The organism is Serratia rhizosphaerae (genome assembly GCF_009817885.1).
In the GTDB taxonomy this organism is placed as follows: domain Bacteria; phylum Pseudomonadota; class Gammaproteobacteria; order Enterobacterales; family Enterobacteriaceae; genus Serratia_B; species Serratia_B rhizosphaerae.
Genome location: NZ_CP041764.1, coordinates 1,249,742 through 1,267,937, shown reverse-complemented (window position 1 = coordinate 1,267,937; position 18,196 = coordinate 1,249,742). Strand labels below are relative to the sequence as shown.

Here is an 18,196-nt window from a genome sequence, read left to right as displayed (position 1 = left end):
CTTCCTGACGGGGAAGAGGCCGTATTCTGACGGTTAACCCAGGTGTTTTCTGGCCGCCTGGCTGACCAGCTCGATTTCATCGAGCAGCTCCAGCCACTCCGGCTCCAGATCCTCGATGGCGACGCCCTGACGCAGCTGTTGTTCAATATAGAAGCAGGTCTGCTTCAGCCGCGGCACGCCGCTGTAGCTGCAGCTGCCGTGCAGTTTGTGGATCAGATCCAGCAGCGTGTCGTCCTGCGCGCCGTCCAGCACCGCCTGTACCCGTTCTTTCACCTGCGGCAGGAAGTCGAGCAGCATTTGCAGCAGATCGCGCGCCAGATCCTGTTTATTGGCCGCCTGACGCAGCGCCAGCGACCAATCCAGCGACGCCGTCGGCTCCGCGTTCGGCGGCGGCGTTGTCTCCGTCTCCTGCGCGCCGCTGTGGTAGCGCGACAGGACGTGCGTCAGCATCGCTTCGTCGATCGGCTTCGCCAGGTAATCATCCATGCCGGCCTGCAGCAGATGCTCCCGTTCGCCGCTGACCGCGTGGGCGGTGACCGCGACGATAGGCGTGGAGTTATGGTGCGGCATTTGGCGGATCAGCTCGCTGGTGCGGATGCCGTCGATATTCGGCATCTGGATATCCATCAGAATCAGATCCAGCACGTTGTCGCGCGCCAGCGCAATGGCTTCTTCGCCGCTTTCGCACAGCAGCGTTTTTTCCACCTGCTCCGCCAGCAGGGTGCCGATCAGCTTCAGGTTGGCCGGATTGTCGTCCACCGCCATCACGGTCAGCGGCAGGCGTTTACGCGCCGGTGCGGCCAGCTCCTGACGCGGCGTTTCCATGCGCAGCAGCGGGAACAGGCGGGTGCTGGTGACCGGTTTGACCAGACAGCCCACCGCGCCCTGTTCTTTCAGCATTTCGGCGTCGATCTGCGACTGGTACGGCAGGGCCAGAATCACCCGTCCGGCGTAATTAAGCGCCTTCAGCAGTTTGTCCTGATGCTGCGCCATGTTGTCGCGGAACGGGATCGGCACGCCCACCAGCATAAAGTCGTAATCGCCGTCGGGCAGTTGGCCGAGGGTCGGCGAATGAGTGACGACCAGCGGCGTGGCGTTGAGCATGTTCAGCGTCGCCTGCGCCGCCGTCGGGTTGGATTCGATATAGGCCAGCGTCTTGCCGCTCAGTTCCGGCAGGCAGGGCTGGCGCGTCATCATGTCTTCATTCAGATCCAGGGTAATATGGAACCAGAAGGTGGATCCGCGGTTAAGCTGGCTGTGGAAACAGATATCGCCGTTCATCTCTTTCACCAGCTTCTGGGTGATCACCAGACCGAGGCCGGTGCCGCCGTGGCGGCGCGAGATGCTGGCGTCCGCCTGCCGGAATGCCTGGAACAGCTGCGACTGCTGGCGTTCGGAGATGCCGATGCCGGTGTCGTGGATCTGTACCTCCAGCTCGACCTGACGCTCCAGCTGGTTGCGCAATTCCACCCGGATATCGATATTGCCGGTTTCAGTAAATTTGACCGCGTTGCCCAGCAGGTTGGTGATCACCTGCTGCAGGCGCAGCGAGTCGCCGATCACCTGTTCCGGCACGTCGTTATGGACATCGAGCGTCAGCTCCAGCCCTTTTTCATGGGCGGAAGGCGCCAGCAGCACGATCACTTCGTCCAGCGTTTCGCGCAGCGCGAATGGAATATGCTCCAGCACCAGCTTGCCGGCTTCCAGCTTGGAGAAATCCAGCACGTCGTTGATGATGGTCAGCAGGTTGTTTGCCGAGCGCTCGATGGTTTGCAGGTAGTCGTTCTGGGTGGCGCTCAGTTCGGTTTTCAGCATCTGGCGGGTAAAGCCGATCACGCCGTTCAGCGGGGTGCGCAGCTCGTGCGACATATTGGCCAGGAACTCGGATTTGATGCGCGCGGCTTCCTGCGCGCGCTTTTTAGCCAGATCCAGCTCGACATTCTGGATCTCCATCTGCTCCAGCGTTTCACGCAGGTCAAACGTCGCCTGATCGATATTCTGCTGCATCTCTTCGTGATAGGCGGTTAGCGACATCGCCATGGAGTTGATGCCGTTTTTCAGCATATGCAGTTCGCCGAGCATAAAGCCTTCCACCCGGCTGTCGAGCTGGCCGCGGCGGATACGGTCGACGGTGTTGACCATATTGCGGATCGGCCCGGTGACGTCGCGCATCAGCCGGTAGGCGAACAGGATGGCGATACACATGCACAGCAGCAACAGCAGCGTGGAGACAAACACCTCTTTGTACTGCTGCAGGCGCACCGACTGCAGATCCAGCTCGATGGCCACATAGCCGAGGTTATTGTCGCCGTGCGCGCCGCTTTCGGCGGCCTCGTCGGGGTATTGGTTCTCCGACAGGATCGGCGTACGCAGGATCAGCGAGTCGCCGCGGCGCGTCAGCATCAGATCGGTGGGCAATGGCACACCTTTCGGGATCTGCAACTGGGCGAAATTATGGTGATAATTGGAAGTGACAAACAGGTTGTTCTGCGCGTCGAACACGGTGATGGAGCGCACGATATCGGAGTGGCGGCGGTGCAGCAGGCTGACCAGCTGGCGCACCGACTCACGGCTGCGGAAGGTCATGCCGTATTCGCTGGCGACGGCGAGCGGTTCGATAATGCTGGCGCCGGCGTCCACCAGCTGCTCCTGCAGCTCATTATAACGATGCACGACGAAGAAGGTACTGAGCAACAGGCCGATCAATAATGTAGGGGCCAGAATCAATATCATCATGCGCGCGCGCAGGCTGTATTTGGTCATGGGATTCCAATGTGGGAGAATTGCGCTAATCCTAGCTTAATGAACCAGCAACCGACAATTTTATGGCGCAATTCTACTCTCCCAAACGCCGCGTGACGACCCGGCAGCACACACAAATCTTCACCGTGACGGTGAGCGACCTCGATCCCTTCGGTCAGGGCGTGGCGCGCCACAACGGTAAAGCGGTGTTTATCCCGGGCGTACTGCCGGGCGAACAGGCGGAAATTCAGCTGACGGAAGACAAGCGTCAGTTCGCCAAAGGCAAGCTGAAACGCCTGCTGAGCCGCAGCCCGCAGCGGGTGGAGCCGCGCTGTCCGCACTTCGGCGTCTGCGGCGGCTGCCAACAGCAGCATGCGGATGAAAGCCTACAGCAGCAGAGCAAGGCGGCGGCGCTGGGACGGATGATCGCCCGCGAAACCGGCGTCAGCGTGCCGCAGGAGGCGGTAATCGCCGGGCCGCAATACGGCTATCGCCGGCGCGCGCGTCTGGGGCTGATGTGGCAGCCGAAGCGGCAAACCCTGCAGATGGGCTTTCGTCAGGCTGGCTCCAGCGAGCTGGTGTCGGTGACTCAGTGCCCGGTGCTGGCGCCGGAACTGGAGCGGCTGCTGACGCCGCTGCGCGCCTGCCTGAGCGGGCTGCAGGCGGTGAAGCGTCTGGGGCATGCCGAACTGGTGCTGGCGGACAACGGGCCGCTGCTGGTGTTGCGGCACCTGGACGCGCTGAGGCCGGCCGACCGCGAGGCGCTGCTGACCTTCGCCCGGCAAAATGCCGTAACGATTTATTTGGCGTCGGACAGCGAACAACTGGAGAAACTGTGCGGTGATACGCCGTATTATCAGGTTGACGGGCTACGCTTAGACTTCAGTCCGCGCGACTTTATTCAGGTGAACGATGCGGTAAACCAGCAGATGGTGGCGCAGGCGCTGGAGTGGCTGGAGATTCAGCCCGACGATCGGGTGTTGGATCTGTTCTGCGGCATGGGCAATTTCACCCTGCCGCTGGCGCGGCGGGCGAAATCGGTGGTCGGCATCGAAGGTGTTGCCACGCTGGTAGCGAATGGGCAATATAATGCACATAAGAATTTGCTGAGTAATGCGTCGTTTTTTCATCAGAATCTGGAAGAGGACGTGGAGCGGCAGCCTTGGGCTCAACAGGGATTTGATAAGGTTATGTTGGATCCTGCCCGGGCGGGCGCGGCTGGAGTGATGTCACATATTGTAAAACTGGCGCCGACGCGGGTGGTGTACGTTTCCTGTAACCCCACCACGCTGGCGCGCGACAGCAAAACGTTGCTGTCCGCCGGTTATCGTCTTGCGCGTGTGCGTATGCTGGATATGTTCCCGCACACGGGGCATCTTGAATCAATGGCGCTGTTTATTCGTCAGGAATAGCGGTTGCCTGTGGTCGCTGCAAAGTAGGGAGAAGGTATGGTTGCGGTAAGAAGTGCACATTTGAACACGGCAGGTGAATTCGCTCTCGATGAGTGGCTTGCCGGTCTTGGGCTACCCAACCCGCAGTCCGTTGAACGGCTGGCCGATACCTGGCGCTATTGCGAGCAACAGACCAAAGACCATCCGGACGCGCCGAAACTGCTGGGTCGCGGTCTGGAGATGGTGGAAATTCTCTCGACCCTCAGCATGGACAACGACAGCATGCGCGCCGCGCTGCTGTTCCCGCTGGCCGACGCCGGTCTGGTGCAGGAAGAGACCCTGAACGAGGCGTTCGGCAACAATATCGTCGCGCTGGTACACGGCGTGCGCGATATGGATGCGATTCGCCAGCTGAAGGCGACCCACAACGACTCGATGGGCTCCGAGCAGGTCGATAACGTGCGCCGCATGCTGTTGGCGATGGTGGAAGATTTCCGCTGCGTGGTGATCAAACTGGCGGAACGTATTGCCCACCTGCGTGAAGTGAAAGACGCGCCGGAAGATGAACGGGTGCTGGCGGCCAAGGAGTGCTCCAATATCTATGCGCCGCTGGCCAACCGCCTGGGTATCGGCCAGCTGAAGTGGGAGCTGGAGGATTTCTGCTTCCGCTACCTGCATCCGGAAGAATACAAGCGCATCGCCAAGCTGTTGCATGAACGCCGTATCGACCGCGAACAGTTTATTGATGATTTTGTTGCTTCGCTGCGCAAGGCGATGGCGGACGAAGATATCCGGGTGGAAATCTACGGCCGTCCCAAGCATATCTACAGCATCTGGCGCAAAATGCAGAAAAAGGCGCTGGCGTTCGACGAGCTGTTCGACGTGCGTGCGGTGCGCATCGTGGCCGAACGGCTGCAGGACTGCTATGCGGCGCTTGGCATTGTGCATACCCATTTCCGTCATCTGCCGGACGAGTTCGACGACTATGTCGCCAACCCGAAACCCAACGGCTATCAGTCGATCCACACCGTGGTGCTCGGCCCGCGCGGCAAAACGGTCGAGATCCAGATCCGTACCCGCCAGATGCACGAGGACGCCGAGCTGGGCGTCGCCGCGCACTGGAAATACAAAGAGGGCGCCGGTGTTACGGTGCGTTCCGGTTACGAAGAGCGCATCGCCTGGCTGCGTAAGCTGATCGCCTGGCAGGAAGAGATGGCCGACTCCGGCGAAATGCTCGACGAAGTGCGCAGCCAGGTGTTCGACGACCGGGTGTACGTGTTTACGCCGAAGGGCGACGTGGTCGACCTGCCGGCCGGCTCAACGCCGCTGGACTTTGCCTACCATATCCACAGCGACGTCGGCCACCGCTGCATCGGCGCCAAGATCGGCGGGCGCATCGTGCCGTTCACCTATCAGCTGCAGATGGGCGACCAGATTGAAATTATCACTCAGAAGCAGCCGAACCCGAGCCGCGACTGGCTGAATCCGAACCTTGGCTACGTCACCACCAGCCGCGGACGTTCGAAGATTCATAACTGGTTCCGTAAGCAGGATCGCGATAAAAACATCCTGGCCGGCCGCCAGATGCTGGACAACGAACTGGAACACCTTGGCATCAGCCTGAAAGAGGCGGAAAAACTGCTGATCCCGCGCTACAACATGAACTCGCTGGACGAAGTGCTGGCGGCGATTGGCGGCGGGGATATTCGCCTCAATCAGATGGTGAACTTCCTGCAGAGCAAGTTCAATAAGCCGAGCGCCGAAGAGCAGGATCGCGAAGCGCTGCGCCAGCTGGTGCAGCATAAGGCGCCGCCGGCGACCCGCAAGAAAGACGATGGCCGGGTGGTGGTGGAGGGCGTCGGCAATCTGATGCACCACATCGCCCGCTGCTGCCAGCCGATTCCGGGCGACGATATCGTCGGCTTTATCACTCAGGGGCGCGGTATCTCCATCCACCGCGCCGATTGCGACCAGCTGACCGAACTGCAATCCCACGCGCCGGAGCGCATCGTCGACGCCGTGTGGGGGGAAAGCTATTCCAGCGGTTATTCGCTGGTGGTGAGGGTGATGGCCAACGATCGCAGCGGCCTGCTGCGTGATATCACCACCATCCTCGCCAACGAAAAGGTGAACGTACTGGGCGTCGCCAGCCGGAGCGATACCAAAAAGCAGATGGCCACCATCGATATGGATATCGAAATCTACAACCAGCAGGTGCTGGGCCGGGTGCTGGCGAAGCTGAACCAGCTGCCGGATGTGATAGATGCCAAGCGTCTGCACGGCAGCTGAATCCCGGCGTCTTTCACACCGCCTCGTTGTTGCCGCCTAAATGCGGTGCGAAACCCATTGGGGATTCAGGTGCCTGGCGTCTGGGTGCGGCGCAGCTGTTGAAATACAACGCGAAACCTATTGAGCCATCAAGGAGACGGACGCCATAATGAGCGTCCGTTCTTTTTCAGAGATTTTGCCATGACCCCATCTACTCCGCTGCAGCGTCTGCTCAATATCATGAAAACGCTGCGCGACCCGCAGGCGGGCTGCCCGTGGGACCGCAAGCAAACCTTCGCTACTATCGCGCCGTATACGCTGGAAGAAACGTATGAGGTGCTGGATGCCATTGAGCGCCAGGACTACGCCGACCTGCGCGATGAGCTGGGCGATCTGCTGTTTCAGGTGGTGTTCTACGCCCAGATGGGGCAGGAGGAGGGGCTGTTTGATTTTGACGAGGTGTGCACCGCCATCAGCGACAAACTGGAGCGCCGCCACCCGCACATCTTCGGCGACGCTGACGCTGCGGACAACGCGACGATTGCGGCGCGCTGGGAGCAGTTGAAGGCCGGCGAGCGGGCAGAGAAAGCGCTGCACTCGGCGTTGGACGATATCCCCACTGCACTGCCGGCGTTGATGAAGGCGCATAAAATTCAGAAGCGCTGCGCCGCGGTAGGCTTTGACTGGCATACGCTCGGCCCGGTGCTCGACAAGGTGCATGAAGAGATTGACGAAGTGATGCACGAAGCGCAGCAGGCGGTGGTGGACCAACAAAAGCTGGAAGAGGAAATCGGCGACCTGCTGTTCGCCACGGTGAATCTGTCGCGCCATCTGGGCCACAAGGCGGAAAACGCACTGCAGGTTGCCAACCGCAAGTTCGAGCGGCGCTTCCGTCAGGTAGAAGGCATTATCGCGCAGCAGGGGCTGGCGATGGCGGAGGCGACGCTGGAACAGATGGAAGACGCCTGGCAGCAGGTTAAGCAGCAGGAAAACTAAATGCGTTTTGCGCTGTCTGATTTAGCGTAACGGCATCCGGCGGCTTGTTTGATCGATCACAATGTTCGCTCGGGCTGAAACGGTTAAGCTTATCGTCAGTTGCGGATACGGCGCAGCGGCGCCTGCTAAAAAAGCCAACAAACTGAAATGTAAGGCGTTTTAGTGGCTCTGACGTGCGTTAATCGACGGTTTTTATCGCTAACCCTTTGTTTTAAAAGCCTACCCGGATGGCGGTAAACGGCAAAAACCTGAGGAACTCGCGGGGATGACAGAGATGATGGAGAGTAAAACGATCGTTTGTAGGTCAAGACAGGTTCGGGTATACTACTTTCCCGTCTTGGTTCTTCCATCGTCTTTAAACCTAAACTCTCAGGTTCAGCATGACAACTAATTATATTTTTGTGACCGGCGGGGTCGTATCCTCTCTGGGTAAAGGCATTGCCGCAGCCTCTCTGGCGGCTATTCTTGAAGCCCGTGGCCTCAACGTTACCATCATGAAACTGGACCCGTACATCAACGTGGATCCGGGCACCATGAGCCCGATTCAGCATGGGGAAGTTTTCGTCACCGAAGACGGCGCAGAAACCGATCTGGACTTGGGTCACTACGAGCGCTTCATCCGTACCAAAATGACGCGCCGCAACAACTTCACCACCGGCCGCATCTATTCCGACGTGCTGCGTAAAGAACGCCGCGGCGACTATCTGGGCGCGACCGTACAGGTTATTCCGCACATCACCAACGCGATCAAAGAACGCATCATCGAAGGCGGCGAAGGCCACGACGTGGTGCTGGTGGAAATCGGCGGCACCGTCGGCGATATCGAATCGCTGCCGTTCCTCGAAGCTATCCGCCAGATGGCGGTGGAAGTGGGCCGTGAGCACACGCTGTACATGCACCTGACGCTGGTGCCGTACATGGCCGCAGCCGGTGAAGTGAAAACCAAACCTACTCAGCATTCCGTTAAAGAGCTGCTTTCCATCGGTATTCAGCCGGACGTGCTGATTTGCCGTTCCGATCGCGCCGTTCCGGCCAATGAGCGGGCAAAAATTGCGCTGTTCTGCAACGTGCCGGAAAAAGCGGTTATCTCCCTGAAAGACGTTGATTCTATTTATAAAATCCCAGGCCTATTGAAATCTCAGGGGCTTGATGATTATATTTGTAAACGATTCAGCCTCAACGCGCCGGAAGCCAACCTGGCCGAGTGGGAGCAGGTTATTTACGAAGAAGCCAATCCGGGCGGCGAAGTGACCATCGGTATGGTCGGCAAGTATGTCGAACTGCCGGACGCCTATAAATCCGTGATTGAGGCGCTCAAGCACGGCGGCCTGAAAAACCGCGTAACCGTGAATATCAAGCTGATTGATTCGCAGGACGTGGAGACGCGCGGCGTGGAAGTGCTGAAAGGGCTGGATGCTATCCTTATCCCTGGCGGCTTCGGCTATCGCGGCGTGGAAGGCAAAGTGATGACCGCACGCTATGCGCGCGAGAACAATATTCCTTATCTGGGCATTTGCCTGGGTATGCAGGTGGCGCTGATGGAGTTTGCCCGTCACGTTGCGGGTATGGAAAACGCCAACTCCACCGAATTTGAGCCAGACTGTAAGTACCCGGTCGTGGCGCTGATTACCGAGTGGCGCGACGAAGACGGCAACGTTGAAGTGCGCAGCGAAGAGAGCGACCTGGGCGGCACCATGCGCGTCGGCGGCCAGCAGTGTCATCTGAGCGACGACAGCCTGGTGCGTCAGATGTACGGCGAGCCGACCATCGTCGAGCGTCACCGCCACCGTTATGAAGTTAACAATATGCTGTTGAAGCAGATTGAAGCCGCCGGGCTGCGCGTAGCCGGCCGCTCTGCGGACAACAAGTTGGTTGAAATTATCGAGCTGCCGGACCATCCATGGTTCGTCGCTTGTCAGTTCCACCCGGAATTCACTTCGACGCCGCGTGATGGGCATCCGCTGTTCGCCGGTTTTGTGAAGGCGGCGGCTGACCAGCAGAAGCGTCAGGAGAAGTAACGTTTTAGCGACAACGCGCGGTGAGAACCGCGCGTTGTTTGTCTGGAGTTTTAGTTAACTTGTGACTTGAGGAAAACCTACTATGTCCAAAATCGTTAAAGTCATCGGCCGTGAAATCATCGACTCACGCGGTAACCCAACTGTAGAAGCCGAAGTTCACCTGGAAGGCGGTTTCGTTGGTCTGGCTGCTGCGCCGTCAGGTGCTTCTACCGGTTCCCGTGAAGCGCTGGAACTGCGTGACGGTGACAAGTCTCGTTTCCTGGGTAAAGGCGTACTGAAAGCCGTTGCCGCAGTAAACGGTCCAATCGCTGAAGCCGTGGTGGGCAAAGATGCCAAAGACCAGGCTAACATCGATAAGATCATGATCGAACTGGACGGCACCGAGAACAAATCCAAGTTCGGCGCCAACGCCATTCTGGCGGTTTCCCTGGCTGCTGCTAAAGCTGCCGCTGCCTCCAAAGGCATGCCGCTGTTCGAGCACATTGCTGAACTGAACGGTACCCCAGGCAAATTCTCCATGCCTCTGCCAATGATGAACATCATCAACGGCGGTGAGCACGCTGACAACAACGTCGACATTCAGGAATTCATGATTCAGCCGGTTGGCGCGAAGACCCTGAAAGAAGCGGTGCGCATGGGCTCTGAAGTGTTCCACCACCTGGCGAAAGTGCTGAAATCCAAAGGCATGAACACCGCTGTCGGCGACGAAGGCGGCTACGCGCCAAACCTGGGTTCCAACGCTGAAGCGCTGGCGGTTATCGCGGAAGCGGTAAAAGCAGCGGGCTACGAACTGGGCAAAGATATCACCCTGGCGATGGACTGCGCAGCGTCCGAATTCTACAAAGACGGCAAGTACGTGCTGGCCGGCGAAGGCAACAAAGCCTTCACCTCTGAAGAGTTCACCCACTTCCTGGAAGAGCTGACCAAACAGTACCCGATCGTTTCCATCGAAGATGGTTTGGACGAGTCTGACTGGGACGGCTTCGCTTACCAGACCAAAGTACTGGGCGACAAAATCCAGCTGGTTGGCGACGACCTGTTCGTCACCAACACCAAGATCCTGAAAGAAGGTATCGAAAAAGGCATCGCCAACTCTATCCTGATCAAGTTCAACCAGATCGGTTCTCTGACCGAAACCCTGGCGGCGATCAAGATGGCGAAAGATGCCGGCTACACCGCGGTTATCTCTCACCGTTCCGGTGAAACCGAAGACGCAACCATCGCTGACCTGGCGGTAGGTACTGCAGCAGGCCAGATCAAAACCGGTTCTATGAGCCGTTCTGACCGCGTTGCCAAGTACAACCAGCTGATTCGTATCGAAGAAGCGCTGGGCGAGCGTGCGCCGTTCAATGGTCTGAAAGAAGTTAAAGGCCAGTAATAATCGCGAATTGTCGCGAATAATAAAAACCCGCTGCGGCGGGTTTTTTTATGCCAGTCCGCAGAGAAATTATATGCCGGTTATTTATTAATATCTCATCATTTATTTTTTCTTTTCCGGTGATATTTATTGTTAATAACCATAGCGTTAATTATTTATTCTTTTTTTGCTGGCATTATAACCTTTCATCACTAGACTTATATTCCGTAAGGATATTCTTTATCACTTTCGCCGGCCTGGCGCCGGGTTGAATGGAGATATCATGCGGAAAAGAATCGTGATTGTCGGTGGCGGCACCGGCGGCACCATGCTGGCCAACATTCTGGCGCGCAAACTACATCGTGAAATTATTAATAATAAAGTTGAGTTATTAATGATTTCTCAAACGGCGGCGCATTATTTCAAACCGGCCTTTATGTATGTCGCGTTTAACGCATTTTTTAAACATGAATTAATGCGTGCGCAGCAAAGTCTGTTACGTCCGGAAATTAAATTTATTGTCGATAAAGCGGAGGGCGTTGATTTTCAGCAGCGTCGCTTATTTACCGCCAGCGGCAATAATTATGACTATGACTTTCTGGTCTTTGCCACCGGATGCCTGCCCTGGACGGAAAAAATTCCCGGGCTGGCCGAAGCCGGCGACCACTTTTATCAGTATCAGGCGGCACGCCGGCTGGCGGGTAAGCTGGCGACGATTGAAAAAGGGCGCATCTTTATCACCGTCTCTTTCCCGCAGACGCCCAACGTTCCGCATCAGTGCGGCATCGCGCCGATTGAAACCACTCTGATGCTGGATGAGTACCTGCGCCAGCGCGGCGTACGTAATCAGATAGAGATAATTTATACCTACCCGACCATTTCCCAGCTGCTGCGTAACTGTCTGTTTTTACAGCGTCCTACCGGCGAAGCGCTGCCGGAAATTTTTGCCGCGCGCGGCATTAAGCACCAGCGCGGCTTTACCCTGAATCAGGTGGATGCCGGGCGGCGCATCGCCTATTCCGCCGAGGGCGATGAACAACCGTTCGACATCCTGATGGCGACACCGCCGATTCGCGCGGTGGAAATGGTGCGCAATACCGGCCTGAGCGATATCGATAACGGCGAAGGATGGCTGCCGACCGACCCGCAGACGCTGCAGGTTTACGACCAGCAGGGGGTGTATGTGATCGGCGATACGGTCGACCTGCCGATCAGCAAGGCGGGCGGCTCCTGTCACAATCAGGCGCCGGTGATCGCCGACAATATCGTGGCGGAGATGCAGCTGGGCCATCCGGTGCGCCATTACGACGGCAAGGTGCAGGCGGTGGCGCAGTTCGGCCTGAGCAGCGGTATGCCGCTGGTGTATGACTATCGTCATGACGTCGTGCCAACCCCGGCCACCAAACTGGGCGGTATGTTACGCAACGGCGTGAACCGCGGTCTGTACTGGGCTGCGGTGCGCGGCCTGATATAACGGAGTGGAGCATGGAAAACACGCAGACTGAGGCGCTGGCGGCGCTGATGGAAAAACTGTCCCCGCTGCTGGCGAGCGGCCTGCTGAATAACGTGGTCGACGCGCTCTCGCTTACCTCGGATTTGATCGACATGGCGGATAGCGCGCTGGTCGAGAAGCTGGCTGCAGTGTTTGAAGACCTGACCAGCGCCGGCTGGGAAGGGGGGACGGCGCTGAAAATGGCCTATAGCGAACTGCAGCAGAATGAGCAGCCGGCGACCTTGCGCGGGCTGTATGCGCTGTTGCGTCAGCCGGAAACGCTGCTCGGGCTGATGTTGGTATTGCGCACTCTGAATATTATCGGCGGACGCATGCGCGCCGCGAGCCTACCGGCGGATGTCACACCGGAATAATCGTCACCATCCACGTCGAGGAGTCACTATGTCGTCAGCAAGCAAGCAGGCTTTCGCCACGCGGGCCATCCATCATGGCTATGACCCGCAGCAGTATCATGGCGCACTGTGCCCGCCGGTGTTTATGAGCTCCACCTTTACTTTCCCGTCGGCGGAATACGGCGGCGCCTGTTTTGCCGGCACCGAACCCGGCTATTTCTACTCGCGCATCGCCAATCCGACGCTTAACCTGCTGGAGCAGCGTATCGCCAATCTGGAGGGCGGTGAAGCGGCGGTGGCGTTTTCATCCGGCATGGGGGCGGTGACGGCCTGCTGCTGGACGCTGCTCGGGCCGGGCGATGAGCTGATTGTGGATGAAACGCTGTACGGCTGCACCTTCAGCTACTTCCATCATGGGCTGGAGCGTTTCGGCGTTAAGGTGACCCACGTCGATATGACGCAGCCGGAGGCGCTGGCGGCGGCGATCGGGCCACGCACCCGGCTGGTGTATTGTGAAACGCCGGCCAACCCCAATATGCGGTTGGTGGACATTGCGGCGGTAGCGGCGATTACCCACCGGCATGCGGCGCTGCTGCTGGTGGATAACACCTACTGTACGCCTTATCTGCAGCAGCCGCTGGCGCTGGGGGCGGATATCGTCCTGCACTCGGCGACCAAGTACCTTGGCGGGCACGGCGATTTACTGGCCGGGGTGGTGGTGACCCGCGCCGAGCTGGCGCAGGATATCCGCCTGATCGGCCTGAAGGATATGAACGGCGCGGTGCTGTCGGCGCAGGATGCGGCGCTGCTGCTGCGCGGGCTGAAAACCCTGCCGCTGCGGATGGAACGCCACTGCGACACCGCGCAGCGCATTGCAGAAATGCTGGCGCGGCATCCGGCGGTCGAGCGGGTTTATTATCCGGGGCTGCCCGTCTTCCGGCAGTACCAACTGGCGCAGCGGCAGATGGCGCGCCCGGGCGGCATGATCGCCTTTGAGCTGAAGGGCGGCATGGCGGCGGGCATCCATTTCCTCAATGCGCTGCAGCTGATTCTGCGGGCGGTCAGCCTGGGAGATTGTGAATCATTGGCGGAGCATCCGGCCAGTATGACGCATTCGGCCTATAGCGAAGAGGAGCGCCACCGTCACCATATCAGCGACGGATTGATCCGGCTTTCCGCCGGGCTGGAAGACGCCGACGATCTGCTGGCGGATATCGAGCAGGCGCTGGCGCAATAAGGCGGGCCGGCAGGTGAAAGTAACAGGCCCACGCGGTAACCGGTGGGCCTTGTGCGTCAGGTTAAGGTGGGAGCAATCTCGGCCAGCGCGCGTTCATCAGCAATTAACGCCGCGCTGAGGGCGATATCCGGCGCGAGCCAGCGGTCCTGGTGATACGGGGCGATGTTTTGCCGCAGATAGCGCCAGGCGCGCCCCGTCCCGTCGCCGAAGCGGCAAGGGGTTAGGAATTCGAACGCCTGGGCTGCCAGCAGGTATTCAATGGCCAGAACCTGCTGGCAGTTCGCCAGCATCTGATGCACGCGTAACGCGGCGCTAGTGCCAAGGCTGAGGTGATCCTCCTGCAGTGCTGAGGTGACGTAATTATCCACGCTGCAGGGCTGGGCCAGCTGGCGGTTCTGCGCACAGAGTGAAGCGGCGACGTATTGCGCGATCATCATGCCGGAATTGACGCCGGGTTCGCTGACTAAGAATGCCGGCAGGCCGCTGACCAGCGGATTGACCAGCCTGTCGATGCGCCGTTCCGCAATACCGCCCAGTTCGGCGATGGCGATGGCCAGCAGATCGGCGGCCATCGCCACGGACTCGCCGTGGGGGTTGGCCTGCGATACGACGCGGTAGCATTCCGGCGAGCCGAGCAGCAGCGGGTTATCGGTAGCGCCGTTCAGTTCGCATTCAATCTGTTGCGTGGCGTGCGCCAACTGATCGCGGCAGGCGCCGTGGACCTGCGGTATGGCGCGCAGGCTTAGTGCGTCTTGCGTGCGGATGCCTTCGCTGGCGGCAATCAGCTCACTGTTCGCCAGCAATGCGCGCAGGTTACCGCCGACCTGTTGCATACCGGGGTGAGGCTTGAGTGCCAGGATCTCGGCGTCGAAGGCGGCGATCTGCCCGCGCAGCGCCTCGAAGCTCATGGCGCCCAGCACGTCGGCCCAGCGCGCCAGCCGCCAGGCATCGGCGAGCGCCAGGCAGGCAAGACCGGTCATACATGGCGTGCCGTTCACCAGACACAGTCCGTCTTTGGCGCCGAGCGACGGCTGCTCGAGCCCTTCGGCGGCGAATGCCTGGGCGGCGGAGACGAGCTGCCCGCGGTAGCTGACCTGTCCCATGCCCAGTAAGCTTACGCCGACATGCGCCATATGCGTCAGGTAGCCGACGGAGCCTTGTGAAGGCACCTGCGGCGTAATGCCCCGGTTAAGCAACGCCAGCAGCGTCTCCACGACGTGACGTTGAATCCCCGACTTGCCGTGGCTGTAGTTGACGATGGCGCAGCAGATAATCGCCCGCGTCTGCGGCACGCTGAGCGGTTCGCCGACGCCGCAGGCATGGCTCATCAGCGTGTTGCGCGACAGTTGCGCCAGCTGTTCGCCGTGCAGCGCCTGATTGCATAAGGCACCAAGCCCGGTGTTGACGCCGTAGGCGCGCTGTTCACCGGCGACGATATGCGTCACGATGGCCTGAGCGTTTTCGATCCGCCGCCAGGCGTTCTCGGTGAGGGCCAGCCGTGCGCCATCGCGGGCGACGGCGAAGACATCCTGCCAGCGCACGGGCTGGCTGCCGATCTCCACAACGGAAATATCATGCATGGCGGTATCCTCAGGCGCTGACCATGATATGCGGACGGGGTTTGTGCATATTTTCATCCAGGGCCAGCCGGCGCTGGACGAAGCGATTGACGTATTCGTCCGCCGGCTTACTCAGGATTTCCTGCGGCGTGCCGACCTGGATCAGGCGGCCGTCTTTCAGGATGGCGATGCGGTTGCCGATGCGCACCGCCTCGTCCAGATCGTGGGTGATAAAGACCAGCGTCTTGTGCAGATCTTTTTGCAGGGCCAGCAGCTGATCCTGCATTTCGGCGCGAATCAGCGGGTCGAGCGCGCTGAAGGCCTCATCCAGCAGGATAATATCGGTATCGGTCGCCAAGGCGCGCGCCAGACCGACGCGCTGACGCATACCGCCGGACAGCTGATGCGGATAGGATTTCTCGTATCCCGCTAACCCGACGGTATCAATCCAGTGGCGGGCGCGATCCTGATAGGCCTCTTTTTTGCCGCCGCGGATTTTCAGGCCATAGCTGACGTTTTCCAGCACCGTTTTATGCGGCAGCAGGCCGAAACTCTGAAAGACCATGCTGATTTGATGACGACGAAAATGCTCGAGCTGTTTTTCGTCGTAACGCAGAATGTCTTCACCGTCGATCAGGATTTCTCCGCTGGTGGGTTCGATCAGCCGGTTGATATGGCGCACCAGGGTGGATTTTCCAGAACCGGACAGCCCCATGATGACGAATATCTCGCCGGCTTTGATCGACAGGGAAAGATCGTGCACGCCGATCACGCAGCCGGTTTCCGCCTGCACTTCCTGCTTGGTTTTCCCCTGCCGGCTCAGCGCCAGCGCCGCTGCGGTCTTATGGCCGAAGATCTTGTAGACGTTTTTGATATCGATTTTGTTCATCATCATTACCCCGCAACCACGGCTGAGCGGCCATAGGCCTGAGTTATACGGTCAATCACCACCGCGAGAATCACTATGGCCAACCCGGCCTCCAGCCCCATGCCGACGTTTAACGTCTGAATGCCGACCAGCACGTCTTCCCCTAGCCCGCGGGCGCCGATCATGGAGGCCACCACCACCATCGACAGCGACATCATCGTGGTCTGATTGATGCCGGCCATAATGCTTGGCATCGCCAGCGGCAGCTGTACGCCGAAGAGTTTTTGCCAGCGGTTGGCGCCGAACGCGGTGGCGGACTCCATCACTTCGGCATCGACCTGACGAATGCCTAAATCCGTCAGGCGGATCAGCGGCGGCGTGGCGTAGATCACCGTGGCGAGAATCGCGGGGACTTTACCCAGCCCGAACAGCATCAGCACCGGGATCAGGTAGACAAAGCTGGGCATGGTTTGCATCACGTCCATCAAAGGCATCATCACGGCCCGCACGCGGTTGCTGCGGGCGGCCAGAATACCCAGCGGAATGCCGATCATGACGGCAAGCAGCGTGGCGACCAACACCAGCGCCAGCGTCAGCATTAATTTATCCCACAGTCCGGCGGCGCCGACCAGCAGAGTCAGGCCGACCATTACCGCCGTCGGCAGCCAGCGGCGCGTGGCATGCCAGCTCAGCAAGCCGACGATCGCCAGCATCAGCCACCAGGGCGTCATGCGTAGCAGGCTCTCCAATTGGATGACGACCCACAGCAGGTTGTCGGAAATAGCGCGGAAGGTATCGCCGTAATTGTTGACCAGGGTTTCAACCCAGCCGTTGATCCAATCGGCAATCGAGAAGGTAAAGCGTTCTGGAAACATGGTTAGCCCCTGTCTGAGCGCGGGGCCGGATGGCCCCGATGGTTATCGGTTTGACTGTGTTACAAGGACGCCTGAATTTTCTTCGCGGCGTCGTCGCTTACCCACTTTTGCCAAATTTCCGGATGCTGTTTGAAGAACGCCTGCGCCAGTTTTTCTGAGCTGATGCGCTTTTGTTTCATCAGCGCCAGATTCTGATTCAACAGATCCAGCGGCAGGTTTACCTTGCTCAACACCGTAACCAGTTCCGGCGCTTGCTGATTGAAGACCTGAGACAGGCCGACTTTGATATGAATTTGCTTATCCGCGCCTGGCTCCTCCAGTTTGACCAGATCGAGCTGGCCCATCATCGGCGTTGGCGACCAGTAGTAGAACAGAATGGGTTCGCCGCGGCGGTAGCCGGATAAAATCGCCGTATCCAGCGCCGGGCCGGTGCCGGGGCGGAAATTGGTGAACTTGTCGTCCAGCTTGAATTTTTTCAGGATGGCGGTGTTGTCCAATTCGCAGGTCCAGCCGGCGGGGCAGTTATAGAAACGACCTTTATCGGGTTCCTCCTGATCGCGGAACAGTGAGGCGTATTGGGTCAAATCCGCAATACTTTTCAGGTTCGGCGCCGCCGGTTTGATACCGCGCTTGGCATCGCCCGCGATCACATAGCGCGGAACGTACCAGCCTTCTTCAGCGCCGACGATGGGGGCGCCGACGCTGACCACCTTGCCGGCCGCTTCGGCCTTTTTCCAGACCTCGCTGCGGCCAATCCACTCTTCGGCAAACACCTGAATATCATCCGTGCTGACCGCCTGTTCCATCGTGATCGAGTTGCCCGGCAGGGTGTCGGTTTTACAGTCGTAACCCTTTTGTAGTACGTATTGCATGATATCGGTCAGGAGCATGCCGCTTTCCCAGTTCAGACCGGCGAACTTGACCGGTTTACCGGTTTCGCACCAGCCGGCGGCGTTGGCGCCGCCGCTGGCCAGTGCCAGTCCAAGTGTGATAAGCGGCAGCCGCAGTGTTTTCACCAACCCCGATGTTGTTGTTTGCAT

13 protein-coding genes are annotated in these 18,196 nt (G+C 59.1%); 8 read left to right on the top strand and 5 right to left on the bottom strand.

Features of this window, described 5'->3' with window-relative positions; all coding sequences use genetic code 11:
• Positions 1–33 precede the first annotated feature (33 nt).
• A complete protein-coding gene (gene barA, locus FO014_RS06045; RefSeq protein ID WP_160028321.1) occupies positions 34–2,763 on the bottom strand; it encodes a two-component sensor histidine kinase BarA in 2,730 nt (909 codons plus the stop codon).
• Between the two features lie 62 nt (positions 2,764–2,825).
• Between barA and rlmD the strand changes: the two genes are divergently transcribed.
• From rlmD to FO014_RS06005, 8 genes are all read left to right on the top strand, one after another.
• Positions 2,826–4,154, top strand: coding sequence for a 23S rRNA (uracil(1939)-C(5))-methyltransferase RlmD (rlmD, locus tag FO014_RS06040; protein WP_160028319.1), 1,329 nt, complete (start codon positions 2,826–2,828; stop codon positions 4,152–4,154).
• A gap of 36 nt (positions 4,155–4,190) precedes the next feature.
• On the top strand, positions 4,191–6,422 hold the full coding sequence (gene relA / locus FO014_RS06035) for a GTP diphosphokinase (protein WP_160028317.1): 2,232 nt from the start codon (positions 4,191–4,193) through the stop codon (positions 6,420–6,422).
• A 180-nt stretch (positions 6,423–6,602) separates the two neighbouring features.
• The gene (gene mazG, locus FO014_RS06030) at positions 6,603–7,397 is read left to right on the top strand and encodes a nucleoside triphosphate pyrophosphohydrolase (protein WP_160028315.1); all 795 of its coding nucleotides are present in this window, start codon (positions 6,603–6,605) and stop codon (positions 7,395–7,397) included.
• A gap of 380 nt (positions 7,398–7,777) precedes the next feature.
• A complete protein-coding gene (gene pyrG / locus FO014_RS06025; RefSeq protein ID WP_160028313.1) occupies positions 7,778–9,415 on the top strand; it encodes a glutamine hydrolyzing CTP synthase in 1,638 nt (545 codons plus the stop codon).
• Positions 9,416–9,497: 82 nt separating this feature from the next.
• Positions 9,498–10,793, top strand: a complete 1,296-nt coding sequence (gene eno / locus FO014_RS06020) for a phosphopyruvate hydratase (protein ID WP_105229807.1) — start codon at positions 9,498–9,500, stop codon at positions 10,791–10,793.
• A gap of 262 nt (positions 10,794–11,055) precedes the next feature.
• A complete protein-coding gene (locus FO014_RS06015) occupies positions 11,056–12,246 on the top strand; it encodes an NAD(P)/FAD-dependent oxidoreductase (protein ID WP_160028311.1) in 1,191 nt (396 codons plus the stop codon).
• Positions 12,247–12,257: 11 nt separating this feature from the next.
• On the top strand, positions 12,258–12,638 hold the full coding sequence (locus tag FO014_RS06010; protein WP_160028309.1) for a hypothetical protein: 381 nt from the start codon (positions 12,258–12,260) through the stop codon (positions 12,636–12,638).
• A 28-nt stretch (positions 12,639–12,666) separates the two neighbouring features.
• The gene (locus tag FO014_RS06005; RefSeq protein WP_160028307.1) at positions 12,667–13,854 is read left to right on the top strand and encodes a methionine gamma-lyase; all 1,188 of its coding nucleotides are present in this window, start codon (positions 12,667–12,669) and stop codon (positions 13,852–13,854) included.
• A gap of 56 nt (positions 13,855–13,910) precedes the next feature.
• Here the strand turns inward: FO014_RS06005 and FO014_RS06000 are convergent, their stop codons facing one another.
• The 4 genes from FO014_RS06000 to FO014_RS05985 are packed head-to-tail and all read right to left on the bottom strand — an operon-like array spanning position 13,911 to position 18,196.
• Positions 13,911–15,434, bottom strand: a complete 1,524-nt coding sequence (locus tag FO014_RS06000) for an HAL/PAL/TAL family ammonia-lyase (protein ID WP_160028305.1) — start codon at positions 15,432–15,434, stop codon at positions 13,911–13,913.
• 10 nt (positions 15,435–15,444) lie between these two features.
• On the bottom strand, positions 15,445–16,308 hold the full coding sequence (locus FO014_RS05995; protein ID WP_238404507.1) for a quaternary amine ABC transporter ATP-binding protein: 864 nt from the start codon (positions 16,306–16,308) through the stop codon (positions 15,445–15,447).
• Positions 16,308–17,156 carry an ABC transporter permease gene (locus FO014_RS05990; protein WP_054305148.1) on the bottom strand — a complete coding sequence of 283 codons (849 nt, stop codon included), beginning with the start codon at positions 17,154–17,156 and terminating at the stop codon, positions 16,308–16,310. The genes FO014_RS05995 and FO014_RS05990 overlap by 1 nt, the downstream gene beginning before the upstream one ends.
• Before the next feature lie 59 nt (positions 17,157–17,215).
• Positions 17,216–18,196, bottom strand: a complete 981-nt coding sequence (locus tag FO014_RS05985; RefSeq protein ID WP_061324952.1) for an ABC transporter substrate-binding protein — start codon at positions 18,194–18,196, stop codon at positions 17,216–17,218.